Genomic DNA, 25,534 nt, shown 5'->3' with positions numbered 1-25,534 from the left:
TTATGCCTTGGCTGCGGGGTCCGGAGCGACGGTGATTCCGAGCTCCGCGAGCTTCGCCTTGCCGCCGTCCACGGCGGTCAGCACCAGCGGGCCGTCCTCGGTCAGCGCGACCGAGTGCTCCCAGTGCGAGGACCAGCTGCCGTCGTTCGTCTTGACCGTCCAGTCGTCGTCGAGGACGTGCGTCTTGGCGGTGCCGAGATTGACCATCGGCTCGATCGCGATGCAGAAACCGGGCACCAGCTTCGGGCCGCGGCCGCGCTTGCGGTCGACGTAGTTCAGCAGATGCGGGTCCATGTGCATCTGGGAGCCGATGCCGTGGCCGCCGTAGTCCTCGACGATGCCGTACTTACCGCCGGCCGGCCGCGGCTGGCGCCGGATGTAGCCCTCGATCGCCTTGGAGATGTCCACCAGCCGGTTGCCCTTGGCAACGGCGGCGATACCGGCCCACATCGACTCCTCGGTCACCCGGCTGAGCTCGACCAGCTCCGCCGAGTGACCGGATCCCACGAACGCGGTGTACGCGGCGTCGCCGTGCCAGCCGTCGATGATCGCGCCGCAGTCGATGGAGATGACGTCGCCGTCCTTCAGCACCGTCTCCGCGTCGGGGATGCCGTGGACCACCACGTCGTTCACCGACGTGCAGATCGTGGCGGGGAAGCCGCCGTAGCCGAGGAAGTTCGACTTCGCGCCGTGATCGGCGAGCACCTTGCGGGCCGCGTCGTCCAGGTCCTTGGTCGAGGCGCCGGGCACCGCGACCTCCCGCGTCGCCGCGTGAATGGCGGCGACCACCAGCCCCGCCTCACGCATCTTCGCGATCTGCTCCGGGGTCTTGATCTCCACCATGGCGCCTGACGCCTTCCTGAACCGACGATTACGACAACTGCGTTTCACGCGTGCCGACCGGCACCGCGCGGGCGCGCCCGCCCCCTCCATACGATACGGCCGCGACGCCCTTGCCGGGCATCGCGGCCGTATACGGAGCCTGTGCGGCGTGCTTACTCGCCGCGGCCCAGCGCCGTCATCGAGCGCTGGGTGACCTCTTCGACCTTGCCGAGGGCCGGGATCGTGACCACGAGGCCCTGGGCCTTGTAGTAGTCGATGATCGGCTCGGTCTCCGAGTGGTAGACCTCGAGGCGCTTGCGGACCGTGTCCTCGTGGTCGTCGTCACGCTGGTACAGCTCGCCACCGCACTCGTCGCAGACACCCTCGGCGGCCGGCTTCTTGTACTCGACGTGGAATACGTGCGCGGAGTTGCTGCGGCAGATGCGCCGTCCGGCGATCCTCTTCACGACCTCTTCCTCGGGCACCTCGAGATCGAGCACCGCGTCCAGCTTGATGCCGTTGCCCTTGAGGTAGACGTCGAGCGCCTCGGCCTGCTTGAGGTTGCGCGGGAACCCGTCCAGGAGGAATCCCTTGGCAGCGTCCGGCTGCTCCAGGCGGTCCTCGGCCATGCCGATCGTGACCTCGTCCGGTACCAGGTTTCCGGAGTCCATGAACGACTTCGCCTTGACCCCCAGGGGCGTGCCCTGGCTGATGTTGGCGCGGAAAAGGTCGCCCGTGGAGATGTGCGGGATCTCGAGGTTCTTGGCAAGGTACGCAGCCTGCGTACCCTTGCCGGCCCCCGGAGGTCCGACGAGGACGATTCGCATCAGCGGAGGAACCCTTCGTAGTTGCGCTGCTGGAGCTGGCTCTCGATCTGCTTAACGGTCTCCAGACCCACACCCACGATGATCAGGATGCTCGTCCCACCGAACGGGAAGTTCTGGTTCGCGTTGAAAAGCACCAACGCCACTGTTGGTACGAGCGCGATCAGCCCCAGGTACAGCGAGCCCGGCCACGTGATCCGGTTGAGCACGTAGCTGAGGTACTCGGCCGTCGGGCGACCAGCCCGGATGCCCGGGATGAAGCCACCATACTTCTTCATGTTGTCGGCAACTTCTTCGGGGTTGAAGGAGATGGCGACGTAGAAAAACGCGAAGAAGACGATCAGCAGGAAGTACGTAACGATGTAAACCGGGTGATTTCCCTTGGTGAAGTTGGTGGCGATCCAGGTCGCCCATGCCGCCTTCGACCCGCTGAACTGTGCAACGAGGGCTGGAATGTAGAGCAGCGATGACGCGAAGATGACGGGAATCACACCCGCCTGATTCACCTTGAGCGGGATGTAAGTGGACGTACCGCCGTAGGACCGGCGGCCGATCATCCGCTTCGCGTACTGCACCGGAATCCGCCGCTGGGCCTGCTCGACGAAGACCACCAGGGCGACCATCGCCAGCCCCACCGCGATGACCGCGAAGAACTCGATCCAACCGTCGGCCAGCTTGCCCTGGAGCTTGATCTGCCACAGCGCGCCCGGGAAACCGGCGGCGATCGAGATGAACATCAGGATCGACATGCCGTTGCCGATGCCGCGGTCGGTCACCATCTCGCCGAGCCACATGATCAGGGCCGTACCGGCGGTCATCGTGATGACCATCGTGATGGTGGTGAAGATCGATTCACTGGGAACGATTTCGCTGGCGACCGGGCAGTTCTGGAAGAGCGCACCGCTTCGGGCGGTGGCCACCAGGCCGGTGCCCTGCAGGATCGCGAGCGCCACGGTCAGATAGCGCGTGTACTGGGTGATTTTCGCCTGGCCGGTCTGCCCCTCCTTCTTGAGGGCCTCCAGACGGGGGATCACGACGGTCAGCAGCTGGAGGATGATGCTCGCCGTGATGTACGGCATGATCCCCAGCGCGAAGATCGTGATCTGAAGCAGCGCACCACCGCTGAACATGTTCACCAGGGCGAACAACCCGCTGTTGCCGCCGGCCTGCTTCATGCAGGTCTCGACGTTCGCGTAGTTCACCCCGGGGACCGGGACGTGCGCTCCGATCCGGTAGAGCACGATGATGCCCAATGTGAACAGCAGCTTCTTGCGCAGGTCGGGCGTCTTGAACGCTCGGGCGAACGCGGTGAGCACGGTGCCTCCTGCGACCCCCGCGTTAGCGCGGTAGGTGACGGTGTCAAGTATCGATAATTACTCATGGGACGTGCGCACGGGGGCTTCACCCGTGACACAGCGACCTGCCATACCTTACCGGCGCCAAGTACCCACCGGGGAACAGTCGACTGTAGCCGCGCCTCGCGACGTCCCGCACCCGAGCCTCTCCGGCGAGGCCAAGCCCTCGCCCCGATGGCCTGGCACACATCCACGCACACGGCATCCCAACGCACCGAACGTCTCCTCGTGAGCAGAGCTGCGATGCGATCAAGCTATTTCAGCGCACCCGAGACGTGCGTTCAAAGTGAGCGACTATGTTTTGTCGCCGCCCGGCCCCCTGAGCGCATCCTCTGCATTCGCCTTCCAGGCTTTCAAGTTTCGGCGTAGCTGAGTGAGCTCCCCCCGCCTCTCCTTGACCACCTTCTCTTCGTATGCAGACTGAATCGCGGCTGAAACCCCTAGGTAGTTCACCTGGTCCTTGCACCGCATATCGGCGACCGCAGTCCTCTTCTCCCTTTCGCTAGCCTCATCTCCACGCCAACGGTCATCGTTCACAGCAGTTTCCGGAATCTTGTAGATGTACCCCTTCTTGGACATGCACGAGGACCAAGAACGAATCATTTCCATATACTGATAGTTCTTCTTTGTGGAAAATATTGCGTCAAGCCGAATAATTCCGACTTGCGCACTACCCAATGAGGTTGGGCTGGACTTCTGGAGCTGCTTGAGTTGAACCCCGCCGCCTTCGATCTTCTTTGGGACCCTTGAGTTCTTTGTCAACTCGTCTGCCGTATCTGCAACACATCCTCCCTTAGGTACGGGTGAGCCTCGATACTCCTTGAGGCTCCCATCGAGAAGGTCGCGTTGCACCTTTGGCGCCTTCTCGTCCCAGCCGGATTCGCTCGCCGTAGCGCCTTCCTTCGGGTGGTTGTATCCGACCGCTTCAGCTTGCGCTATCGAAAACACGAGAAATTCTGGGTGCCTCGGGCCAGCCGATGACTTAGGGGTCGGCATCGGGTGACGGCTGTACCCCAATGCCTTCAGGCATCGGTTGGTAAGCAGCACCTCGGCTCGCTCCAGGGCTCGAGTAAGGGTCGGCGCAGGCAGATACGCGTCCAAGGGAGTGGCCACGGCTGTCGAGTCCAGCGCATCGGCAGGACGCGTCACGCCGACCTGGGGCCGTTGCGCAGGGCCCCCCGCTGAGCAACCGGTAATTGTGGTGACGCCGATCGAGAGGACAATCAAGAAACGCTTGCGCATTGATTCGCTTCCACATCCGCCGGAGCGGCCAGCCCTCATGAGGGCTGGCCGCTCCGGTAGGTCGCTTAGCAACCGTACTTCGAGTACGACGAGAAATCGTCGTTGTAGTTCGCGTAAGCGCCGAGGAGGTTACCGCCCCACCCCTTCGGGATGTCGAACTTCGAACCGTGCATGTCCTTGTCGGCAAAGAGGCTGTAGCCCTTACAGGACGTACCTGTGCCGGCCGTGTACGACGAAATATCATCGTTGAGGTTTCCGCCGGCGTTGTACCAGTTGTTATTGCCGTTCGCGAAGTTACTGTCCGGCGAACTGAGGTCGAAATAACCCTGGCTCTTGTGCCGGTCGAAGTTCCGGTACACGCAGAGCTCAGAGCTGGAGCACTTCCCATTCGCAGCACTTGCAGGCGCTGCAACACCCAGGGCGCCGATGGCCCCCGTGACCATCGCTACCGCCGTCACGCCGAGCATGCGAGTCTTTCGCACTTCAGATTCCTTTCTTCCTGATGAGGCGCACAAACGCCAGAATCAGACGAACAGGAAGAAGGCCTATTCGGATACCTAGCCTGCCTGGTCATGTGCAGGTAGACATACCCTCCCCCTAGAGATTCACCGTCAACTCATTTCATTACGACCAAGCTGACGACTTAATAAAGATAATGTTACCGGTTCGCACTGTCAACGGGATTACGGAACTCAGTAGAAAACCGGCCATTGAGGGCGGAAACTTTCCCAGGACGGGGGGGGCGGGACCTGAGACGGCTTACCCATATGTACATCTTGCCGACGAAACTACGCGCATTTCATTCTCTACAAAAAGACCGACCGGGGACGCCCTGTGCAAGGGCGTCCCCGGTCGGGATCGTTCACGTCGTCGAGACGTCTGAAGGACTCAGATGAGTTCGGTGACGGTGCCGCCGGCAGCGGCGATCTTCTCCTTGGCGGAGCCGGAGACGGCGTCAACCGTCACCTGCAGCGCCACGGAGACCTCGCCGGCGCCGAGCACCTTGACGAGCTCGTTCTTGCGAACAGCGCCCTTGGCGACCAGATCGGCCACCGTAACCTCGCCACCCTGGGGGTACAGCGCGGTCAGCTTCTCCAGGTTCACGACCTGGAACTGCTTGTGGGCGGGGTTCTTGAAGCCCTTGAGCTTCGGGAGACGCATGTGGAGGGGCATCTGCCCACCCTCGAAGCGCTCCGGAACCTGGTAACGGGCCTTCGTGCCCTTGGTACCACGACCAGCGGTCTTACCCTTGGACGCCTCACCACGACCCACACGGGTCTTGGCGGTCTTGGCGCCCGGGGCAGGACGGAGGTTGTGGACCTTCAGCGGGTTGTTCTCCGCCATGTCAGTCGACCTCCTCAACCGTCACGAGGTGGCGGACGGTGTGCACCATGCCGCGGAACTCGGGGCGGTCCTCCTTGACAACCGAGTCGTTCAGGCGCTTGAGCCCGAGCGAACGCAGGGTGTCGCGGTGGTTCTGCTTGCTACCGATGAAGGACTTCGTCTGCGTGATCTTGAGGTGCGCCATTACGCGGTCACCCCTGCACGCGCCCGCAGCAGAGCGGCGGGAGCAACGTCCTCCAGCGGCAGGCCACGACGGGCCGCGATCTCCTCGGGGCGCTGAAGGCCCTGAAGCGCGGTCACCGTGGCGTGCACGATGTTGATCGGGTTCGACGAGCCGAGCGACTTGCTCAGGACGTCGTGGATGCCCGCGCACTCCAGAACGGCGCGCACGGGGCCACCGGCGATCACACCGGTACCGGGGGAAGCCGGCTTGAGCAGGACAACGCCCGCAGCCTTCTCGCCCTGGATGGGGTGAGGGATGGTGCCCTGGATACGGGGGACCTTGAAGAAGTTCTTCTTGGCCTCTTCCACGCCCTTGGCGATGGCAGCCGGAACTTCCTTGGCCTTGCCGTAACCGACACCTACGGTGCCGTCACCGTCGCCCACCACGACCAGCGCGGTGAAGCTGAAACGGCGACCACCCTTGACAACCTTGGCGACACGGTTGATCGCGACAACGCGCTCAACGTATGCGGTCTTCTCGGCGGCAGCGCCACCGTCGCGACCCTTCCGGTCCCGCCGCTCGCCGCCACCGGCACCGCTCCCGCGGCGCTGGGGTCCAGCCATTGGATTTACCTCTCTCTGTTACGTCCGCTAGCTCCGGAACCGGGGCTTAGAACTTCAGCCCGGCTTCGCGGGCGGCGTCCGCCAGAGCGGCAATGCGCCCGGCGTACTGGTTGCCACCGCGGTCGAACACGACGGTCTCGACACCTGCGGCCTTGGCGCGCTCGGCGACCAGGGACCCGACCTGCTTGGCCTGGTCGCCCTTGCTGCCTTCGCCACCACGGATCGACGCGTCCAGGTGCGACGCCGACGCGAGCGTGTGGCCCGCGATGTCGTCGATGACCTGAGCGGTGATGCCGCGGTTGGAACGCGTCACGACGAGGCGCGGACGCGCCGGGGTACCCGCGATCCGCTTACGGATGCGGATGTGGCGCCGCTTGAGGGCGGCACCCTTACGGGCGTTGCCCTTGGCGATCTTCACACCGTATGCCATGGCTTACTTACCAGCCTTTCCGACCTTGCGGCGGATGACCTCGCCGGCGTACTTGACGCCCTTGGCCTTGTACGGGTCGGGCTTGCGGAGCTTGCGGATGTTGGCCGCAACCTCGCCCACCTTCTGCTTGTCGATGCCCTCGACGCTGAGCTTGGTCGGGGACTCGACCTTGAAGGAGATGCCTTCGGGTGCCTCGACGACGATGGGGTGGCTGTAGCCCAGCGCGAACTCCAGGTTGGAGCCCTTCGCCTGAACTCGGTAGCCGACACCGCTGATCTCAAGTGCCTTGCTGTAGCCCGTGGTCACGCCGGTGATCATGTTCGCCACCAGCGTGCGGGACAGGCCGTGCAGGGCCTTGTTCTGACGCTCGTCGTTCGGGCGGGTGACGGCGATGACGCCGTCTTCACCCTTGGCGACCTCGATGGGCGCGGCGACGGTGTGCTCAAGGGAACCCTTGGGGCCCTTGACCGACACCTTGCGGCCATCAATGGTGACGTCCACACCAGCGGGAACCTGGATGGGCAGCTTGCCAATACGCGACATTAGCTATTCCTCCGTTCCCTGGTTACCAGACGTAGGCGAGGACTTCCCCACCCACGCCCTTCTTGCTGGCCTGCTGGCCGGTCAGGAGACCGTGGGACGTGGAGATGATCGCCACGCCCAGGCCGCCGAGGACCTTCGGCAGGTTGGTGGACTTTGCGTAGACCCGCAGGCCCGGCTTCGAAATCCGCTTGATGCCGGCGATCGAGCGCTCGCGGTTCGGGCCGAACTTCAGGTCGAGAGTGAGGTTCTTGCCAACCTCGGCGTCCTCGACCTTCCAGCCGGTGATGTAGCCCTCCTGCTGGAGGATCTCCGCGATGTGCGACTTGATCTTGCTGTGCGGCATCACGACGGTGTCGTGGTATGCCGAGTTCGCGTTACGCAGACGGGTCAGCATGTCTGCGATGGGATCAGTCATGGTCATGAATTGGCCTTCGGCCTCTCTCGCCGGGGTTTCCTATGTGCGCCATCCCTCTCCCCGATCAGAGTCGGGACGGGTGCGGCGCGGGGACCTACGGCGTAGTAAGCGACGTTATGCGGGCGGTGCCCGCGGTCGGTCTCGGGCGGCGGGGCGCCCAACCCTTCTACCCTACGGGATAAAGGGCGGGGCACCTGCCGACCGATGCTTACCGAGAGCCTCTGGGTAAACCCGACTAGGGGTTTACCAGGAGCTCTTGGTCACGCCCGGCAGCTCGCCACGGTGAGCCATCTCACGAAGGCACACGCGGCACAGGCCGAACTTGCGGTAGACGGAGTGCGGCCGGCCGCAGCGCTGGCAACGCGTGTACGCGCGGACAGCAAACTTCGGCTTACGAGCCGCCTTAGCGATCAGAGCCTTCTTCGCCACGGTCAGTTCTCCTTGAACGGGAAGCCGAGGTGACGAAGCAGGGCACGGCCCTCATCGTCGTTGGACGCCGTGGTGACCACGGTGATGTCCATGCCCCGCGTCCGGTCGATCTTGTCCTGGTCGATCTCGTGGAACATGACCTGCTCCGTGAGACCGAAGGTGTAGTTGCCCCGACCGTCGAACTGCTTCGGGGACAGACCACGGAAGTCGCGGATGCGCGGCAGCGCGAGCGACAGCAGGCGGTCCAGGAACTCCCACATGCGGTCACCGCGGAGGGTGACGTGGGCACCGATCGGCTGGCCCTCGCGCAGCTTGAACTGCGCGATGGACTTACGGGCCTTGGTGACGGCCGGCTTCTGGCCGGTGATCGTGGTGAGGTCCTTGATGGCACCGTCGATCAGCTTGGAGTCGCGGGCGGCGTCGCCCACACCCATGTTGACCACGATCTTGGTCAGGCCGGGGATCTGCATGACGTTCTCGTACGAGAACTCGTCCTTCAGCTTCCCGGCGATTTCTTCGCGGTAGCGCTGCTTGAGGCGCGGCGCGTTGGTGGTGGCAGTCATCAGATGTCCTCACCGGTCCGCTTGGCAACGCGGATCTTGTTGCCGTCATCGTCGAACCGGAACCCGACGCGGGTGACAACCTTGTTGCCGTCCTTCTCCACAACCAGCTGAACGTTGCTGACGTGGATCGGGGCCTCGGTGGTGACGATGCCGCCGGTCTGCGAACCGCGGGCGGTCTGGCCGGCCTTGGTGTGCTTCTTGACCCGGTTGACACCCTCGACCAGGACACGGTCCTCGCGGGGGAAGGCCTGAATGACCTTGCCCTGCTTGCCCTTGTCCTTACCGGTGATGACCTGGACCAGGTCGCCCTTCTTGATCTTCATCGGTTACAGCACCTCCGGCGCGAGCGAGATGATCTTCATGAACTTCTTCTCGCGCAGCTCACGGCCCACCGGGCCGAAGATACGGGTGCCGCGGGGGTCGCCATCGTTCTTGAGGATGACGGCCGCGTTCTCGTCGAAGCGGATGTACGAGCCGTCGGGACGGCGGCGCTCCTTGACGGTGCGAACGATGACGGCCTTGACGACGTCACCCTTCTTCACGTTGCCACCGGGGATCGCGTCCTTCACGGTGGCGACAATGACGTCACCGATGCCCGCGTAGCGGCGACCCGAGCCACCGAGAACACGGATGGTGAGAATTTCCTTCGCACCCGTGTTGTCGGCGACCCGAAGTCGCGACTCCTGCTGGATCACGTCTATCTCCTGATCGTCTGCCGGTTCCCGGCAGGGACTTCGAACGAAGTCCCTGCCGAGCCTGGCGGAACTGACCTGAGCGGAAACGCTCAGGCTGAACTAACGGAAATTCCCTTGCGGGAACTGCCTACTTGGCCTTCTCGAGGATCTCGACGATGCGCCAGCGCTTGGTGGCGGACAGCGGCCGGGTCTCCATGAGGAGGACACGGTCGCCGACACCGGCAGCGTTCTGCTCGTCGTGCGCCTTGAGCTTGTTCGTACGGCGGATGACCTTGCCGTACAGCGCGTGCTTGACACGGTCCTCGACGGCGACGACGACGGTCTTGTCCATCTTGTCGCTGACGACGAGACCCTCACGGGTCTTGCGGAAGCCGCGGTCGTTGGTCTCAGTCACATTCTTCTCGCTCATCAGGCGCTCTCCACCGTCTCGATGCCCAGCTCGCGCTCGCGCATCAGGGTGTAGATCCGGGCGATGTCCTTACGGACGGACTTGAGCCGACCGTGGTTCTCGAGCTGTCCGGTCGCCGCCTGGAAGCGGAGGTTGAACAGCTCCTCCTTGGCCTCACGAAGCTTGCCGACGAGGTCCTCGTCATTCAGCTCGCGCAGCTCGGTCGCCTTGATACCGGCCGCCATCACGACTCACCTGCCTCGCGCCGCACGATGCGGCACTTCATCGGAAGCTTGTGGGCGGCGCGGGTCAGCGCCTCCTTGGCAACCTTTTCGTTCGGGAAGGACAGCTCGAACATCACCCGACCGGGCTTGACGTTCGCGACCCACCACTCGGGAGAACCCTTACCGGAACCCATGCGGGTTTCGGCCGGCTTCTTCGTGAGCGGGCGGTCCGGGTAAATGTTGATCCAGACCTTGCCGCCACGCTTGATGTGACGGGTCATCGCGATACGAGCGGACTCGATCTGACGGTTCGTCACGTAAGCCGGGGTCACGGCCTGAATGCCGTACTCACCGAAGGCCAGCTCGGTGCCACCCTTGGCCATGCCACTGCGCTTCGGGTGGTGCTGCTTGCGGTGCTTGACCCTGCGAGGGATCAGCATGTCGGTCAGGCCTCCGTTCCGGGGGTCTCCGCCGGAGCAGCGGCTGCGGCCTCGGCCTTGGGGGCCTCGGCTGCGGCGTTCTGCTGCTGCGGCTTGCGGCCACCGCGGCCGCCACGCTCGCCGCCACCGCCACGACGGGGACGGTCGCTGCCGCCGCCAGCGCCACCGCGAGCCGGGCGGTTACCCGCACGGGCGGCAGCGTTCTCGGCGCGAACCTCGGCGATGTTCTTGACGTCGCCCTTGTAGATCCAGACCTTCACACCGATACGGCCGAAGGTCGTCTTGGCCTCGAAGAAGCCGTAGTCGACGTTCGCACGGAGCGTGTGCAGGGGCACGCGGCCCTCGCGGTAGAACTCCGAGCGGGACATCTCGGCGCCGCCGAGACGGCCACCGCACTGGATCTTGATGCCCTTGGCGCCGGCCTTCATCGTCGACTGCATGCTCTTACGCATGGCGCGACGGAAGGAGACGCGGGAGGAGAGCTGCTCGGCGACGGCCTGGGCCACGAGCTGAGCATCGGTCTCGGGGTTCTTGACCTCGAGGATGTTCAGCTGGACCTGCTTGCCGGTCAGCTTCTCCAGTTCGCCGCGGATGCGGTCGGCCTCGGCGCCACGGCGGCCGATGACGATGCCCGGACGAGCGGTGTGGATGTCAACGCGGACGCGCTCACGGGTGCGCTCGATCTCCACCTTGGAGATACCGGCGCGCTCCATGCCCTTCGTCATCATGCGACGAATGGCGACGTCTTCCTTGACGTAGTCCTTGTACAGCTTGTCGGCGTACCAGCGCGACTTGAAGTCGGTGGTGATGCCGAGCCGGAACCCGTGCGGGTTAACCTTCTGGCCCATTACCGGGTTCCTTCCTTGCTGCTGACGACCACGGTGATGTGGCTGGTCCGCTTGCGGATCCGGTAGGCACGGCCCTGGGCACGCGGACGGAACCGCTTCAGGGTCGGGCCCTCGTCGACGTACGCCTCGGAAATGACGAGGCTGCCGGCGTCGGTGTGGTCGTAGTTGTGCGCAGCGTTGGCAATGGCGCTGTCCAGCACCTTGCCAACGGGCACGCTCGCGGCCTGCGGGGCGAAACGCAGGACCGCCTGAGCCTCCGTGGCATCCATGCCACGGATAAGGTCCACCACGCGGCGGGCCTTCATGGGCGTGACGCGGATGTACCGCGCCTGGGCCCTGGCTTCCATGGTTGTCCCTTCGGTGTCAGTCATAGTCTTCGCACTCCGCCGATCAACGACGCCGCGACTTGCGGTCGTCCTTCTCGTGGCCGCGGAAGGTGCGGGTCGGCGCAAACTCGCCGAGCTTGTGGCCGACCATCGACTCGGTGACGAACACCGGGACGTGCTTGCGGCCGTCGTGCACCGCGATCGTGTGGCCGAGCATGGCCGGGACGATCATGGAGCGGCGGGACCAGGTCTTGATGACGTTCTTGGTGCCGGCTTCGTTCTGGACATCCACCTTCTTGGTGAGGTGTCCGTCGACGAAGGGCCCCTTCTTGAGACTGCGCGGCATCTAAACCCGCTCCTAGCGCTTCTTGTTCGTCTTGCGGCGGCGGACGATGTACTTGTTGCTGGCCTTCTTCGGCGAGCGAGTACGACCCTCCTTCTTGCCCCAGGGCGAGACCGGGTGGCGACCACCGGAGGTCTTGCCCTCACCACCACCGTGCGGGTGGTCGACCGGGTTCATCACGACACCACGCACGGTCGGGCGGACGCCCTTCCAGCGCATACGGCCGGCCTTGCCCCAGTTGATGTTCGACTGCTCGGCGTTGCCGACCTCGCCAACAGTGGCGCGGCAGCGGACGTCGACCAGACGGATCTCGCCGGAGGGCATACGAAGGTGGGCCATGGTGCCCTCCTTCGCCAGCAGCTGCACGGAGGCACCCGCGGAGCGGGCGAACTTCGCGCCGCCACCGGGCCGCAGCTCGATGGCGTGGATGGTCGTACCCACGGGGATGTTGCGCAGCGACAGGTTGTTACCCGGCTTGATGTCGGCACCAGGGCCGTTTTCAATCCGGGCACCCTGGGCCAGGCCACGGGGCGCGATGATGTAGCGCTTCTCGCCGTCTGCGTAGTGCAGCAGCGCGATGCGCGCGGTGCGGTTCGGGTCGTACTCGATGTGCGCGACCTTGGCCGGCACGCCGTCCTTGTCGTGACGACGGAAGTCGATCACGCGGTAGGCGCGCTTGTGGCCACCGCCCTGGTGGCGAACGGTCACACGACCGGCGTTGTTACGGCCGCCCTTGCTGTGCAGAGGGCGGACCAGCGACTTCTCCGGCGTGGACCGCGTGATCTCGACAAAGTCGGCGACGCTGGAGCCACGACGGCCCGGGGTCGTCGGCTTGTACTTGCGGATACCCATTTCTCAGTCCTCGTCCGATTCCGGACGACTCGACCTCCGTCAGGAGGTCGGGCCGCCGAAGATGTCGATACGGTCGCCCTCGGCGAGGGTCACGATGGCGCGCTTGGTGTCCGCGCGCTTGCCGAAACCGGTCTTGGTGCGCTTGCGCTTACCCTGACGGTTGATCGTGTTGACCCCGGTGACCTTGACCGAGAAGACCGCCTCGACGGCCTGCTTGATCTGGGTCTTGTTCGAGCCCGGTGCGACGATGAACGTGTACTTGTTCTCGTCCAGCAGGGCGTAGCTCTTCTCCGAGACAACCGGCTTGACGAGAATGTCGCGCGGGTCCGAGAAGGTCTTGCTGGTGACGACGGCCTCACTCATCAGGCGTCGCTCCCTTCGGTCTCATCGTTCTGTCCAGCAGGCGCGCCGGACACGAAGGACTCGAAGGCGGCCTTGGTGAAGACCACGTCGTCGGAGACGAGCACGTCGTACGTGTTCAGCTGGCCCGGCTCCAGGATGTGAACCTGGGGCAGGTTGCGGGCGGACAGCCACGCGGCCTCGTCGCTGCGCTCGACGACCAGGAGCACGTTCTTGCGCTCGCTGACCTTGCCGAGGAGGTCCTTGGCGGACTTGGTGGAGATCGCGCCCTCGACCACGCCGGAAACGACGTGGATGCGGCTGTTGCGGGCCCGGTCGGTGAGGGCACCGCGCAGGGCGGCAACCTTCATCTTCTTGGGCGTCCGCTGCGAGTAGTCACGCGGCACGGGGCCGTGGACGACGCCACCGCCGGCGAACTGCGGCGCACGGGTCGAGCCCTGGCGCGCACGGCCGGTGCCCTTCTGGCGGTACGGCTTGCGCCCACCGCCGCGGACCTCGGCGCGAGTCTTGGTCTTGTGCGTGCCCTGACGGGCAGCGGCCAGCTGGGCGACAACGACCTGGTGGATCAGCGGAATGCTGACCTTGGCGTCGAAGATCTCCGTGGGGAGTTCGACGGTCCCGGCCTTGTCGCCTACCGGCGAAAGGATGTCAATGGTGCTCATCGTTACCTCAGGCCCCCTTGGCCGCGGTACGGACCAGGACGAGGCCGCCGTTCGGACCAGGAACTGCGCCCTTGATGAGCAGCAGACCCTTCTCCGCGTCAACGGCATGGACGGTCAGGTTCTGGGTGGTGACCCGCTCATTGCCCATACGGCCGGCCATCCGCATGCCCTTGAACACGCGGCCCGGGGTGGCACAGCCACCGATGGAGCCAGGCTTACGGTGCACGCGGTGGGCACCGTGGGAGGCCTTACCGCCGGCGAAGCCGTGACGCTTCATGACACCGGCGAAGCCCTTGCCCTTGCTCTTGCCGGTCACGTCCACCTTGACGCCGGACTCGAAGGTCTCGGCGTTCACTTCCTGGCCGAGGGTGTACTCGCCGGCATCGGCGGTACGGACCTCGACGAGGTGGCGGCGGGGAGTGACGTCGGCCTTGGCGAAGTGGCCCTTGAGGGGCTTGTTCACCTTGCGCGGGTCGATCTCGCCGAAGGCGATCTGGACGGAGTCGTAGCCGTCCTGGTCATTGGTGCGCACCTGGGTAACGACGCAGGGGCCGGCCTTCACCACGGTCACCGGGACGACACGGTTGTTCTCGTCCCAGACCTGGGTCATGCCGAGCTTCTCGCCCAGGATGCCCTTGATCTGCTTAGCCATCTGTTCCGCGCCTCTCAGAGCTTGATCTCGATGTCAACGCCGGCCGGAAGGTCCAGGCGCATCAGCGAGTCAACGGTCTTGGGCGTCGGGTCGAGGATGTCGATCAAGCGCTTGTGCGTGCGCATCTCGAAGTGCTCGCGCGCGTCCTTGTACTTGTGCGGCGACTTGATGACGCAGTACACGTTCTTTTCAGTGGGCAGCGGCACCGGGCCTGCGACCGACGCACCAGTGCGGGTCACCGTCTCGACGATCTTCTTCGCCGAGGAGTCGATGACCTCGTGGTCGTAGGCCTTGAGCCGGATGCGGATCTTCTGTCCCGCCATGGCTACTCAGTAGTCCTGTCTCTCGTAACGCTCTGGGACCCGGTACGTTTCCGTTCCACCTCCGACCCACGCGGTCGGGCGTGTCGCATCCCTTCCCGCGTTTCTCCACAAGGGAGATCCTTCGAGAAGGAGAAGAGGGGGTGAAACACCCACCGGGCGCCTGGCTGGTACCCCGCTGACACTTCCCGGAAGATTCCCGTATTTCCGCCCCTGATAAGGGACGACGAATACCTGGGACTCGCTTCCGGTCCTCCCGGCGGGAGGCGCGCAGCATCGGCACTCAACCGAGCAACCTGGCTAGTGTGCCATACGGGCTACCACACCCGCCAATCGGGCCGAACACACTACCCGAGTCCGACGACGGTCAACCCCCGCGTGCACGCCGAGCGGGCAAAGATCACCGGATCCGCGCGACGAATCCGGCCCCGTTGACAGAGCCGGGGCGGCGGCCACACGGCCACAGCCGCTCCCGGCGCCTCTACCACGGCAGCCGCCCTCGAACCAACCCGGCGCCGCCTCTCCCCCGCTAAGCGCGCGCCACCGCTCCCGGCCCCCGCACCGCACCACTTCCCGGCGCCGGCTCCGACGCGTCCGATCCGAGCCCCACGATGCGGTTCTCCGCGTCGACGTGCACCACCCGCGGCCGCAGCGCCCGCGCCTCCGCGTCGTCCACCTGTGCGTAGCTGATGAGGATCACGAGATCGCCGGGGTGGACCAGGTGGGCCGCGGCGCCGTTGATGCCCAGGACGCCCGAGCCGCGCTCGCCCTCGATGATGTACGTCTCCAGGCGCGCGCCATTGGTGATGTCGACGATGTGGACCAGCTCGCCCGGCAGCAGGTCGGCGGCGTCCAGCAGATCGGCGTCGACGGTGACCGAGCCGACGTAGTGCAGATCGGCCTGGGTCACGGTGGCACGGTGGATCTTGGACTTGAACATGGTGCGCAGCACGGCGTCACTCCTGGGAAAAAGGGTCGCGCCTCCGCGAGGGAGTACGCGCCGACCCGCCCATGGTCGGCGACCCCGGCCCCCCTGACAAGCCCCGTTCCCGGCCGCGGACAGCGGAAAGCGCCCGCACGACAGAAGTCGTACGGGCGCTTTCCCGAGCCGAGGCTCGAACGCTCCGGGGAGCTACCGGGTTACCCCGATCAACAATTACTTGTTGATCTTGGTGACCTGGCCGGCGCCGACGGTCCGGCCACCCTCACGGATGGCGAACTTCAGGCCCTCTTCCATGGCGACGGGCTGGATGAGCTCGACGCTCATCTCGGTGTTGTCGCCCGGCATGACCATCTCGGTGCCCTCGGGGAGGGTCACGACGCCGGTCACGTCGGTGGTACGGAAGTAGAACTGCGGGCGGTAGTTGTTGAAGAAGGGGGTGTGACGGCCACCCTCGTCCTTCGACAGGATGTACGCCTGGGCCTCGAAGGAGGTGTGGGGCGTAACCGAACCCGGCTTGATGATGACCTGGCCGCGCTCGACGTCCTCGCGCTTGATACCGCGAAGCAGCAGACCGACGTTCTCACCGGCCTGGCCCTCGTCGAGGAGCTTCCGGAACATCTCGATGCCGGTGACCGTGGTGGTGGTCTTCTCGGTCTTGATGCCGATGATGTCGACGGTCTCGTTGACCTTGAGGACACCACGCTCGATACGACCGGTGACAACGGTGCCACGGCCGGTGATCGTGAAGACGTCCTCGATCGGCATCAGGAACGGCTTGTCGACGTCGCGCTCGGGCTGCGGGATCGACTCGTCGACGGCGTTCATGAGGTTCAGGACCGACTGGCCCCACTCCTTGTCGCCCTCGAGCGCCTTGAGCGCCGAGACCTTGACGACCGGAACGTCGTCGCCCGGGAACTCGTACTCGGAGAGGAGCTCACGGACCTCGAGCTCGACGAGCTCCAGGATCTCCTCGTCGTCCACCATGTCGGCCTTGTTCAGCGCGACAACGATGTACGGAACGCCGACCTGGCGGGCCAGGAGCACGTGCTCCTTGGTCTGCGGCATCGGGCCGTCGGTGGCGGCGACCACGAGGATGGCGCCATCCATCTGCGCCGCACCCGTGATCATGTTCTTGATGTAGTCCGCGTGACCGGGGCAGTCGACGTGGGCGTAGTGACGGTTCTCCGTCTGGTACTCGACGTGCGCGATCGAAATCGTGATACCGCGCTGGCGCTCCTCAGGAGCCTTGTCGATCTGGTCGAAGGCCGAGGCCTCGTTCAGGTCCGGGTACGCGTCGTGCAGCACCTTGGTAATGGCGGCCGTGAGGGTCGTCTTACCGTGGTCAATGTGACCGATGGTGCCGATGTTGACGTGCGGCTTAGTCCGCTCGAACTTCGCCTTCGCCACTGGTTCCTCCTGGAGTGGTTCTGTACGCCTTACTCATCGGCGCCAGGTGATCTTTGCTGGGATGCCGGCTGCCGGGGTATTCCTCACGGGTTGCGGGGTCTACCCCGGCAGACGGTGTCAAGCCTAAAGCGTGTTCCGACTATCGGGAGACGGAGCTATTCGCCCTTGGCCTTCGCGATGATCTCCTCGGCGACGTTCCGGGGAACCTCGGCGTAGGAGTCGAACTGCATCGAGTAGCTTGCGCGACCCGACGTCTTGCTGCGGAGGTCGCCGACGTAGCCGAACATCTCCGAGAGGGGAACCAGGCCCGTGACGAGCTTGGCGCCGCTGCGCTCCTCCATGGACTGAATCTGTCCACGGCGGGAGTTGATGTCGCCGATCACGTCGCCCATGTAGTCCTCGGGCGTGGTGACCTCGACCTTCATCATCGGCTCGAGCAGGGCCGGGGAGGCCTTGCGCGCGGCCTCCTTGAAGGCCATCGAACCGGCGATCTTGAACGCCATCTCGGAGGAGTCGACCTCGTGGTACGCACCGTCGAGGAGCGTGACCTTGACGCCGGTCAGCGGGTAGCCGGCGAGAACACCGAACTCCATGGCCTCCTGGCAGCCCGCGTCCACGGACGGGATGTACTCCCGCGGGATACGGCCACCGGTGACCTTGTTCTCGAACTCGTACCCGTCGCCCTCGAGCGGCGCGATCGCGATCTGCACCTTGGCGAACTGGCCGGAACCACCAGTCTGCTTCTTGTGCGTGTAGTCGAGACGCTCGACCGGCTTGCGCAGGGTCTCGCGGTACGCGACCTGCGGCTTGCCGACGTTGGCCTCGACCCGGAACTCACGGCGCATACGGTCGACCAGCACGTCGAGGTGCAGCTCGCCCATACCCGCGATGATGGTCTGGCCGGTCTCGTCGTCGGTGTGGACCTGGAACGACGGGTCCTCTTCGGCGAGGCGCTGGATGGCGACACCCAGCTTCTCCTGGTCGCCCTTGGACTTGGGCTCAATGGCGACCTGGATGACCGGGGCCGGGAACTCCATCGACTCAAGGATCACCGGGCTGCCCGAGTCGGACAGGGTCTCACCGGTGGTGGTCTGCTTCAGACCCATGACGGCGACGATGTCACCGGCACCCACCGACTCGATCTCCTCACGCTTGTTCGCGTGCATCCGGTAGATCTTGCCGATGCGCTCCTTCTTGCCCTTCACGGAGTTCAGCACCTGGGTGCCTGCCTCCATGCGGCCGGAGTACACACGGATGAACGTGAGCTTGCCGAGGTGCGGGTCGCTCGCGATCTTGAAGGCCAGGCCGGAGAAGGGGGCGTCGTCGGAGGGCTCACGCTTGAGCACCTCGTCGGAGTCCTTCACGGAGTGGCCCTCGACGGCGCCGATGTCCAGCGGCGACGGGAGGTAGCGCACGACCGCGTCGAGCAGGGGCTGAACGCCCTTGTTCTTGAAGGCCGTACCGCAGAACACCGGGGTGACCGTGACGGAACCCTCGGCGCCGGTGGAGGCGATGGTGATGCGACGGATCGCCGCGTACAGCTGCTCCTCGGAGGGCTCCTTGCCCTCCAGGTACAGCTCCATCATCTCCTCGTCGTTCTCGGCGACGGCCTCGAGCAGCTTGCCGCGCCACTCGTCGGCCGCCTCGGCGTGCGAGGCCGGGATGTCGACGGTGTCGTACATCTCGCCCTTGGCAGCCTCGGCCGACCAGACCAGGGCCTTCATGCGGACGAGGTCGACGACACCCTTGAAGTCCATCTCGGTGCCGATCGGGAGCTGCATGACCAGCGGCACCGCGCCGAGGCGGTCCACGATCATGTCCACGCAGCGGTGGAACTCGGCACCCGTACGGTCGAGCTTGTTGACGAAGCAGATGCGCGGCACGCCGTAGCGGTCCGCCTGACGCCAAACGGTCTCGGACTGGGGCTCGACACCGGCGACACCGTCGAACACCGTCACCGCACCGTCCAGGACGCGCAGCGAGCGCTCCACCTCGACCGTGAAGTCGACGTGGCCCGGGGTGTCGATGATGTTGATGGTGTTGTCGACGTCGTTCAGCGGCCAGTGGCAGGTCGTCGCGGCAGACGTGATGGTGATGCCGCGCTCCTGCTCCTGCTCCATCCAGTCCATCGTGGCAGCGCCGTCGTGGACCTCACCGATCTTGTAAGAGACACCGGTGTAGAACAGGATCCGCTCGGTGGTGGTCGTCTTGCCCGCGTCGATGTGGGCCATGATCCCGATGTTGCGGACCGTGGCCAGGTCAAGCGAAGTGGTGGCCATATCGGCTCAATCTTCTCTCGGTCTCGATGTGGGTTGCGACTACCAGCGGTAGTGCGCGAAGGCCTTGTTGGACTCGGCCATCTTGTGCGTGTCCTCACGCTTCTTGACCGAAGCACCGAGGCCGTTGGAGGCGTCGAGGAGCTCGTTCATGAGGCGCTCGGTCATGGTCTTCTCGCGACGGGCGCGGGAGTAACCCACGAGCCAGCGGAGCGAGAGCGTGCCGGCACGGCCGGGCTTGACCTCGACCGGGACCTGGTAGGTCGCGCCACCGACACGGCGGGACTTGACCTCAAGGGTCGGCTTGATGTTCTCGAGCGCGCGCTTGAGCGTGATGACCGGGTCGTTACCGGTCTTCTCGCGCAGACCCTCCATGGCGCCGTAAACGATGCGCTCAGCGGTGGAGCGCTTGCCGTTCAGCAGAACCTTGTTGATGAGGGAGGTCACCAGAGGAGAGCCGTAGACCGGGTCGATGATGACCGGGCGCTTCGGGGCGGGGCCCTTACGAGGCATTCTTACTTCTCCTTCTTGGCGCCGTAGCGGCTGCGAGCCTGCTTGCGGTTCTTGACGCCCTGCGTGTCGAGGGAGCCGCGGATGATCTTGTACCGAACACCCGGCAGGTCCTTCACACGGCCGCCACGCACGAGCACGATCGAGTGCTCCTGGAGGTTGTGGCCCTCACCCGGAATGTAAGCGGTGACCTCGATCCCGCTGGTCAGACGCACACGCGCGACCTTACGCAGGGCCGAGTTCGGCTTCTTCGGGGTGGTCGTGAAAACACGCGTGCAGACGCCACGGCGCTGGGGGGAACCCTCGAGCGCGGGCGTCTTGTTCTTCTCGACCTTGTCCTGCCGGCCCTTTCGGACCAGCTGCTGGATCGTAGGCACCGTTTCTCCGGTTTCTGTGTGCCAGTCTCGGTAAAGCTAACCTGGAACATTCCCGACCCACGCGGTCGGGTGTGTCGAACACTGCAGACCAACCCCCCGCTGGAACGAGGGAGGCGACAGATTGCGGTGTCAAAACCCGGCTGCCGTGCTCGGTGCGCTCCCGGCCGTAGCTGGGGAAGAATGCGCGCGCGGCAGCCCAGGGACACCCCAGGCACAAGGTCAGAGCGTACCTACCGCATGGGCTGCGGTCAAAACAAATGCACACGCGAAGGACACGCCGGACTCCTCACGGCGTTGCGGCCACCGTAGTGGGATGAACGGCGGTACGGAAGAAGGCGCCACACTCCCGCAACATCCCCGGCCACCGGGCGCCCCACGCCCCGCGCCCGCCGTCAGTTGACAGCGGCGAGCAGGATGAACACCAGGAAGAACAGCGCCCAGGCGCCGATCCCCAGCCAGCCGAGCACCAGCCCGGCGATCGCCTGGCCGTCCCCGCGCTCCCCGGTCCTGCGGATCTCGGCGCGCGCCTTGTGCCCCAGGATCACTGCCGGGATCGACGTCAGGCCCCACGTCACCGGCGCCATGATCCCGCAGACCAGCGCCCCCGTGGCCGAGCCGTTCGTCTGCACCGGCATCGGCATCTGCATGGGCATCGGCATGAACGTCGCCGGCAGCGGCCGCGGCTGGAACTGCGCCTGCGGCACCGGCCCCTGCGGCAGATCCGCGACCAGCATCTGCAGCTCGGAGTGGGTCTGCGCCTGATAGGCGCGGGTGATCCGCTGCTCGTACTCCGCCTGCCCGAGCCGGCCCTCGGCGAAGCCCGCCTTCAGCACATCGACCGCACGTTCACGATCGGCATGCGAGGCACGCATGGCCGGCACCTGATTCGACGGCTGGACGGGCTGGCCACCCTGCCACGGCTGGAATGCCATTTCGCGAACCTCCCCCCGCTCGACAGTTCTCCCCATCTTCTCATCAGAGACGCAGCAATGGGAGGACAAGTTCCCGCGGATGGACGGGTGGTGCGGGTATGCCTGGGCCGCGGACGGGCGGCGGCCGTCCGTGGGCGGCCCGCGCTGGGCGCCCACGCCAATACCACCCGTACGGGGATCGCGCGACGTCCTTGCCCTCCTCGAACGCCGCAGGGCGGCCACCCCATCGGGGTGACCGCCCTGCGTACAGCGCGTTCCGGGAGGTGTCCCGGTCCGGGCTTACTGGTTGTACGGACCGTAGTCGTAGTCCTCCAGCGGGACCGCCTGGCCGGAGCCGGTGCCGAAGGGCGAGTAGTCGATGTCGTCGTAACCGACGGCCGAGTACATCGCGGCCTTGGCTTCCTCGGTGGGCTCGACCCGGATGTTGCGGTAGCGGGACAGGCCCGTACCGGCCGGGATGAGCTTACCGATGATGACGTTCTCCTTGAGGCCGATGAGGCTGTCCGACTTGGCGTTGATCGCCGCGTCGGTCAGAACCCTCGTCGTCTCCTGGAAGGACGCCGCCGACAGCCAGGACTCGGTGGCCAGCGAAGCCTTGGTGATACCCATCAGCTGCGGACGGCCGGAGGCCGGGTGGCCGCCTTCCGCCACGACGCGACGGTTCTCGCCCTCGAACTTCGTGCGCTCCACCAGCTCGCCCGGCAGCAGCTCCGCGTCGCCGGACTCGATGATCGTCACACGGCGCAGCATCTGCCGGATGATGATCTCGATGTGCTTGTCGTGGATCGCCACGCCCTGGCTGTTGTAGACCTTCTGGACCTCGCCGACCAGGTGGACCTGGACGGCACGCTGGCCGAGGATCCGCAGCACGTCGTGCGGGTTGATGGCACCCACGGTCAGCGGCTGACCGACCTGGACGTGGTCGCCCTCGCCCACCAGCAGACGGGCACGCTTGGAGACGCCGTAGGCGGTCTCGTCGCTGCCGTCGTCGGGGGTGACGACAACCTTCTTGGTCTTCTCGGTCTCCTCGATCCGGACGCGGCCGGCCGCCTCCGAGATCGGGGCGACGCCCTTGGGCGTACGGGCCTCGAAGAGCTCGACGACACGCGGCAGACCCAGGGTGATGTCGTCACCCGCCACACCACCGGTGTGGAAGGTACGCATCGTCAGCTGGGTGCCGGGCTCACCGATGGACTGGGCGGCGATGATGCCGACCGCCTCACCGATGTCGACGAGCTTGCCGGTGGCCAGCGAGCGGCCGTAGCAGAAGGCACAGGTGCCGACCGCGGACTCACAGGTCAGGACCGAGCGGGTCTTGACCTCCTCGACGCCGTGCGCGACCAGCTGGTCGATGAGCACGTCACCGAGGTCGACGTTCGCCGGGCCGACGACCTTGCCGTCGATGACGACGTCCTCGGACAGCATCCGCGCGTACACGCTGGACTCGACGTCGTCCGCCTTGCGCAGGACACCGTCGGCGCCCTTCGTGGCGATCCGCAGCTTGAGGCCACGCTCCGTGCCGCAGTCCTCCTCGCGAATGATGACGTCCTGGGAGACGTCGACCAGACGACGGGTGAGGTAGCCGGAGTCGGCGGTACGCAGGGCGGTGTCCGCCAGACCCTTACGGGCACCGTGGGTGGAGATGAAGTACTCCAGCACGGAGAGACCCTCACGGAACGACGCCTTGATGGGTCGCGGGATGGTCTCGTTCTTGGCGTTGGACACCAGACCACGCATACCCGCGATCTGACGCATCTGCATCATGTTTCCGCGAGCACCGGAGTCCACCATCATGAAGATGGGGTTGGTCTTCGGGAAGTTCTCATTCATCGCCTCGGCAACCTCGTTGGTCGCCTTGGTCCAGATGTTGATGAGCTCCTGCGTGCGCTCGTCCTTGGTGATCAGACCGCGCTCGTACTGCTTCTGGACCTTCTCGTCCTGGTCCTCGTAGCCCTTGACGATGGCCTTCTTGGCCTCGGGGACGACGATGTCCGAAACGGCGACGGTGACGCCGGAACGGGTGGCCCAGTGGAAGCCGGCCGCCTTCAGGTTGTCGAGCGTCGCCGCCACGATGACCTTGGGGTAGCGCTCGGCCAGGTCGTTGACGATCGCGGAGAGCTGCTTCTTGCCCACCGAGTAGTCGACGAACGGGTAGTCCTCGGGCAGCAGCTCGTTGAAGAGCGCGCGGCCCAGGGTCGTACGCAGCCGGAAGCTGTCGCCCTGCTGCCACTCCGGCTCGCCCTCTTCCGGAACCGGCGGGGTCCAGCCACGCGGCGGGACGGTGCCGATCGGGAAGCGGATGTCGACCTTCGCCTGGAGCGAGAGCTCCTTGGCGTCGAACGCCATGATCGCCTCGGCGGTCGAGCCGAACGCCCGGCCCTCGCCGATGACCTTGCGCTCCTCTTCATCCGTGGTGAGGAAGAAGAGGCCGAGCACCATGTCCTGGGTGGGCATGGTGACCGGACGGCCGTCAGCCGGCTTGAGAATGTTGTTCGAGGACAGCATCAGGATGCGGGCCTCGGCCTGGGCCTCCGCGGACAGCGGGAGGTGGACGGCCATCTGGTCACCGTCGAAGTCCGCGTTGAACGCGGTGCAGACGAGCGGGTGAATCTGAATGGCCTTGCCCTCGACCAGCTGCGGCTCGAAGGCCTGGATGCCCAGTCGGTGCAGGGTCGGTGCACGGTTCAGCAGCACCGGGTGCTCGGCGATGACCTCTTCGAGCACGTCGTAGACGACCGTGCGGCCGCGCTCGACCATGCGCTTCGCGCTCTTGATGTTCTGCGCGTGGTTCAGGTCGACCAGGCGCTTCATCACGAACGGCTTGAAGAGCTCCAGCGCCATGGCCTTGGGCAGACCGCACTGGTGCAGCTTGAGCTGCGGGCCGACGACGATGACGGAACGCGCCGAGTAGTCGACTCGCTTACCGAGCAGGTTCTGACGGAAACGACCCTGCTTGCCCTTGAGCATGTCGCTCAGGGACTTCAGCGGGCGGTTACCGGGACCGGTGACCGGGCGACCACGGCGGCCGTTGTCGAACAGCGCGTCGACGGCCTCCTGCAGCATCCGCTTCTCGTTGTTCACGATGATCTCGGGGGCACCGAGGTCAAGGAGACGCTTGAGGCGGTTGTTGCGGTTGATCACACGGCGGTACAGGTCGTTCAGGTCGGAGGTCGCGAAGCGGCCACCGTCCAGCTGCACCATCGGACGCAGGTCCGGCGGGATCACCGGGATGCAGTCCAGCACCATGCCCTTGGGGCTGTTGCGGGTCTGCAGGAAGGCGGAGACGACCTTGAGGCGCTTGAGCGCACGGGTCTTCTTCTGGCCCTTGCCGGTCCGGATGATCTCGCGGAGGCGCTCGGCCTCCTCCTCCAGGTCGAAGGTCTCCAGGCGCTTCTGCAGAGCAGCCGCACCCATGGAGCCGTCGAAGTACGTGCCGAAGCGGTCACGCAGCTCGCGGTAGAGGAGCTCGTCGCCCTCCAGGTCCTGGACCTTGAGGTTCTTGAAGCGGTTCCAGACCTCGTCGAGGCGGTCGATCTCGCGCTGCGCACGGTCGCGCAGCTGCTTCATCTCACGCTCGGCACCTTCGCGCACCTTGCGGCGCACGTCGGCCTTGGCGCCCTCGGCCTCCAGCTCGGCCAGGTCGGTCTCGAGCTTCTTGGCGCGGGCCTCCAGGTCGGAGTCGCGACGCTGCTCGATCTGCTGACGCTCGACGGAGACGTGCGCCTCCAGCGAGGGCAGGTCGCGCGTACGGCGCTCCTCGTCCACCCACGTGATCATGTAGGCGGCGAAGTAGATGACCTTTTCGAGGTCCTTGGGCGCGAGGTCCAGCAGGTAGCCCAGCCGGCTCGGCACACCCTTGAAGTACCAGATGTGGGTGACGGGAGCGGCCAGCTCGATGTGGCCCATCCGCTCACGACGCACCTTGGCGCGAGTGACCTCGACGCCGCAGCGCTCGCAGATGATGCCCTTGAAGCGGACGCGCTTGTACTTACCGCAGTAGCACTCCCAGTCCCGGGTCGGACCGAAGATCTTCTCGCAGAAGAGTCCGTCCTTTTCGGGCTTGAGGGTGCGGTAGTTGATGGTCTCCGGCTTCTTGACCTCGCCGTGGGACCACTGACGGATGTCGTCAGCGGTAGCGAGGCCGATCCGCAGCTCGTCGAAGAAGTTGACGTCGAGCACTGTCGTCAATCCCTCTTTCAGGGTCGAGTCTCAATCATGGTCTGACT

The 25,534-nt window shown here is 65.3% G+C and carries 33 protein-coding genes; all 33 read right to left on the bottom strand.

The window, feature by feature from the left end; all coding sequences use genetic code 11:
- Positions 1-843 (bottom strand): type I methionyl aminopeptidase, encoded by an 843-nt coding sequence (gene map, locus QOM21_RS20295; protein WP_407551994.1) that lies wholly within the window; start codon positions 841-843, stop codon positions 1-3.
- Between the two features lie 152 nt (positions 844-995).
- Positions 996-1,649 carry an adenylate kinase gene (locus QOM21_RS20290; RefSeq protein ID WP_407551992.1) on the bottom strand — a complete coding sequence of 218 codons (654 nt, stop codon included), beginning with the start codon at positions 1,647-1,649 and terminating at the stop codon, positions 996-998.
- The gene (gene secY / locus QOM21_RS20285; RefSeq protein WP_407551990.1) at positions 1,649-2,962 is read right to left on the bottom strand and encodes a preprotein translocase subunit SecY; all 1,314 of its coding nucleotides are present in this window, start codon (positions 2,960-2,962) and stop codon (positions 1,649-1,651) included. The genes QOM21_RS20290 and secY overlap by 1 nt, the downstream gene beginning before the upstream one ends.
- A gap of 333 nt (positions 2,963-3,295) precedes the next feature.
- Complete coding sequence (locus tag QOM21_RS20280) at positions 3,296-3,949, bottom strand: hypothetical protein (protein WP_407551988.1); 654 nt, start codon at positions 3,947-3,949, stop codon at positions 3,296-3,298.
- Between the two features lie 359 nt (positions 3,950-4,308).
- Positions 4,309-4,725 (bottom strand): hypothetical protein, encoded by a 417-nt coding sequence (locus QOM21_RS20275; protein ID WP_407551986.1) that lies wholly within the window; start codon positions 4,723-4,725, stop codon positions 4,309-4,311.
- 406 nt (positions 4,726-5,131) lie between these two features.
- A complete protein-coding gene (gene rplO, locus QOM21_RS20270) occupies positions 5,132-5,587 on the bottom strand; it encodes a 50S ribosomal protein L15 (RefSeq protein ID WP_393892697.1) in 456 nt (151 codons plus the stop codon).
- 1 nt (position 5,588) lies between these two features.
- A complete protein-coding gene (gene rpmD / locus QOM21_RS20265) occupies positions 5,589-5,771 on the bottom strand; it encodes a 50S ribosomal protein L30 (RefSeq protein WP_362701420.1) in 183 nt (60 codons plus the stop codon).
- A complete protein-coding gene (gene rpsE, locus QOM21_RS20260; protein ID WP_006604888.1) occupies positions 5,771-6,373 on the bottom strand; it encodes a 30S ribosomal protein S5 in 603 nt (200 codons plus the stop codon). Before rpsE ends, rpmD begins: the two co-directional genes overlap by 1 nt.
- A gap of 46 nt (positions 6,374-6,419) precedes the next feature.
- Positions 6,420-6,803, bottom strand: coding sequence for a 50S ribosomal protein L18 (rplR, locus tag QOM21_RS20255; protein ID WP_393892698.1), 384 nt, complete (start codon positions 6,801-6,803; stop codon positions 6,420-6,422).
- A 3-nt stretch (positions 6,804-6,806) separates the two neighbouring features.
- Positions 6,807-7,346, bottom strand: coding sequence for a 50S ribosomal protein L6 (gene rplF / locus QOM21_RS20250; RefSeq protein ID WP_393892699.1), 540 nt, complete (start codon positions 7,344-7,346; stop codon positions 6,807-6,809).
- Between the two features lie 22 nt (positions 7,347-7,368).
- Entirely contained in the window at positions 7,369-7,767 is a 399-nt protein-coding gene (rpsH, locus tag QOM21_RS20245) for a 30S ribosomal protein S8 (protein WP_393892700.1), read from the bottom strand.
- Between the two features lie 237 nt (positions 7,768-8,004).
- On the bottom strand, positions 8,005-8,190 hold the full coding sequence (locus QOM21_RS20240) for a type Z 30S ribosomal protein S14 (protein ID WP_004571834.1): 186 nt from the start codon (positions 8,188-8,190) through the stop codon (positions 8,005-8,007).
- Positions 8,191-8,192: 2 nt separating this feature from the next.
- Positions 8,193-8,753 (bottom strand): 50S ribosomal protein L5, encoded by a 561-nt coding sequence (gene rplE / locus QOM21_RS20235; protein WP_393892701.1) that lies wholly within the window; start codon positions 8,751-8,753, stop codon positions 8,193-8,195.
- A complete protein-coding gene (gene rplX, locus QOM21_RS20230; protein ID WP_393892702.1) occupies positions 8,753-9,076 on the bottom strand; it encodes a 50S ribosomal protein L24 in 324 nt (107 codons plus the stop codon). The genes rplE and rplX overlap by 1 nt, the downstream gene beginning before the upstream one ends.
- A 3-nt stretch (positions 9,077-9,079) precedes the next feature.
- Positions 9,080-9,448, bottom strand: coding sequence for a 50S ribosomal protein L14 (gene rplN / locus QOM21_RS20225; RefSeq protein WP_003974257.1), 369 nt, complete (start codon positions 9,446-9,448; stop codon positions 9,080-9,082).
- A 127-nt stretch (positions 9,449-9,575) separates the two neighbouring features.
- A complete protein-coding gene (gene rpsQ / locus QOM21_RS20220) occupies positions 9,576-9,857 on the bottom strand; it encodes a 30S ribosomal protein S17 (RefSeq protein WP_248865559.1) in 282 nt (93 codons plus the stop codon).
- On the bottom strand, positions 9,857-10,081 hold the full coding sequence (rpmC, locus tag QOM21_RS20215; protein ID WP_030074787.1) for a 50S ribosomal protein L29: 225 nt from the start codon (positions 10,079-10,081) through the stop codon (positions 9,857-9,859). Before rpmC ends, rpsQ begins: the two co-directional genes overlap by 1 nt.
- Positions 10,081-10,500, bottom strand: coding sequence for a 50S ribosomal protein L16 (rplP, locus tag QOM21_RS20210; RefSeq protein ID WP_006604880.1), 420 nt, complete (start codon positions 10,498-10,500; stop codon positions 10,081-10,083). The genes rpmC and rplP overlap by 1 nt, the downstream gene beginning before the upstream one ends.
- A 5-nt stretch (positions 10,501-10,505) precedes the next feature.
- Positions 10,506-11,348, bottom strand: coding sequence for a 30S ribosomal protein S3 (gene rpsC / locus QOM21_RS20205; RefSeq protein ID WP_407551981.1), 843 nt, complete (start codon positions 11,346-11,348; stop codon positions 10,506-10,508).
- Positions 11,348-11,695 carry a 50S ribosomal protein L22 gene (rplV, locus tag QOM21_RS20200; RefSeq protein WP_006604878.1) on the bottom strand — a complete coding sequence of 116 codons (348 nt, stop codon included), beginning with the start codon at positions 11,693-11,695 and terminating at the stop codon, positions 11,348-11,350. Before rplV ends, rpsC begins: the two co-directional genes overlap by 1 nt.
- Positions 11,696-11,738: 43 nt before the next feature.
- Positions 11,739-12,020 carry a 30S ribosomal protein S19 gene (gene rpsS, locus QOM21_RS20195; RefSeq protein ID WP_052859621.1) on the bottom strand — a complete coding sequence of 94 codons (282 nt, stop codon included), beginning with the start codon at positions 12,018-12,020 and terminating at the stop codon, positions 11,739-11,741.
- 12 nt (positions 12,021-12,032) lie between these two features.
- Entirely contained in the window at positions 12,033-12,869 is an 837-nt protein-coding gene (gene rplB, locus QOM21_RS20190) for a 50S ribosomal protein L2 (protein WP_393892705.1), read from the bottom strand.
- 39 nt (positions 12,870-12,908) lie between these two features.
- A complete protein-coding gene (gene rplW, locus QOM21_RS20185) occupies positions 12,909-13,232 on the bottom strand; it encodes a 50S ribosomal protein L23 (RefSeq protein ID WP_393892706.1) in 324 nt (107 codons plus the stop codon).
- Positions 13,232-13,891 carry a 50S ribosomal protein L4 gene (gene rplD / locus QOM21_RS20180; RefSeq protein ID WP_393892707.1) on the bottom strand — a complete coding sequence of 220 codons (660 nt, stop codon included), beginning with the start codon at positions 13,889-13,891 and terminating at the stop codon, positions 13,232-13,234. The genes rplW and rplD overlap by 1 nt, the downstream gene beginning before the upstream one ends.
- Positions 13,892-13,898: 7 nt before the next feature.
- On the bottom strand, positions 13,899-14,543 hold the full coding sequence (rplC, locus tag QOM21_RS20175; protein ID WP_398553597.1) for a 50S ribosomal protein L3: 645 nt from the start codon (positions 14,541-14,543) through the stop codon (positions 13,899-13,901).
- Between the two features lie 14 nt (positions 14,544-14,557).
- On the bottom strand, positions 14,558-14,866 hold the full coding sequence (gene rpsJ, locus QOM21_RS20170; protein ID WP_014054162.1) for a 30S ribosomal protein S10: 309 nt from the start codon (positions 14,864-14,866) through the stop codon (positions 14,558-14,560).
- Between the two features lie 526 nt (positions 14,867-15,392).
- Positions 15,393-15,815 (bottom strand): aspartate 1-decarboxylase, encoded by a 423-nt coding sequence (gene panD / locus QOM21_RS20165; RefSeq protein ID WP_407551977.1) that lies wholly within the window; start codon positions 15,813-15,815, stop codon positions 15,393-15,395.
- A 204-nt stretch (positions 15,816-16,019) separates the two neighbouring features.
- A complete protein-coding gene (gene tuf / locus QOM21_RS20160) occupies positions 16,020-17,213 on the bottom strand; it encodes an elongation factor Tu (RefSeq protein ID WP_398553595.1) in 1,194 nt (397 codons plus the stop codon).
- Positions 17,214-17,368: 155 nt separating this feature from the next.
- Entirely contained in the window at positions 17,369-19,492 is a 2,124-nt protein-coding gene (gene fusA / locus QOM21_RS20155) for an elongation factor G (RefSeq protein WP_407551975.1), read from the bottom strand.
- Positions 19,493-19,531: 39 nt separating this feature from the next.
- Entirely contained in the window at positions 19,532-20,002 is a 471-nt protein-coding gene (gene rpsG / locus QOM21_RS20150) for a 30S ribosomal protein S7 (RefSeq protein WP_085925683.1), read from the bottom strand.
- 2 nt (positions 20,003-20,004) lie between these two features.
- Entirely contained in the window at positions 20,005-20,376 is a 372-nt protein-coding gene (gene rpsL / locus QOM21_RS20145) for a 30S ribosomal protein S12 (RefSeq protein WP_003948652.1), read from the bottom strand.
- 392 nt (positions 20,377-20,768) lie between these two features.
- Positions 20,769-21,248: a DUF1707 and DUF4190 domain-containing protein gene (locus QOM21_RS20140; protein WP_407551973.1), complete on the bottom strand. Its 480-nt coding sequence runs from the start codon at positions 21,246-21,248 to the stop codon at positions 20,769-20,771.
- A gap of 339 nt (positions 21,249-21,587) precedes the next feature.
- The gene (locus tag QOM21_RS20135) at positions 21,588-25,487 is read right to left on the bottom strand and encodes a DNA-directed RNA polymerase subunit beta' (protein WP_398553963.1); all 3,900 of its coding nucleotides are present in this window, start codon (positions 25,485-25,487) and stop codon (positions 21,588-21,590) included.
- Positions 25,488-25,534: the final 47 nt, after the last annotated feature.

Source organism: Streptomyces sp. Pv4-95, from assembly GCF_045782725.1.
Classification (GTDB): Bacteria; Actinomycetota; Actinomycetes; order Streptomycetales; family Streptomycetaceae; genus Streptomyces.
Note: the sequence above shows the minus strand (reverse complement) of the source record. Positions and strands in the feature narration are given on the sequence as shown.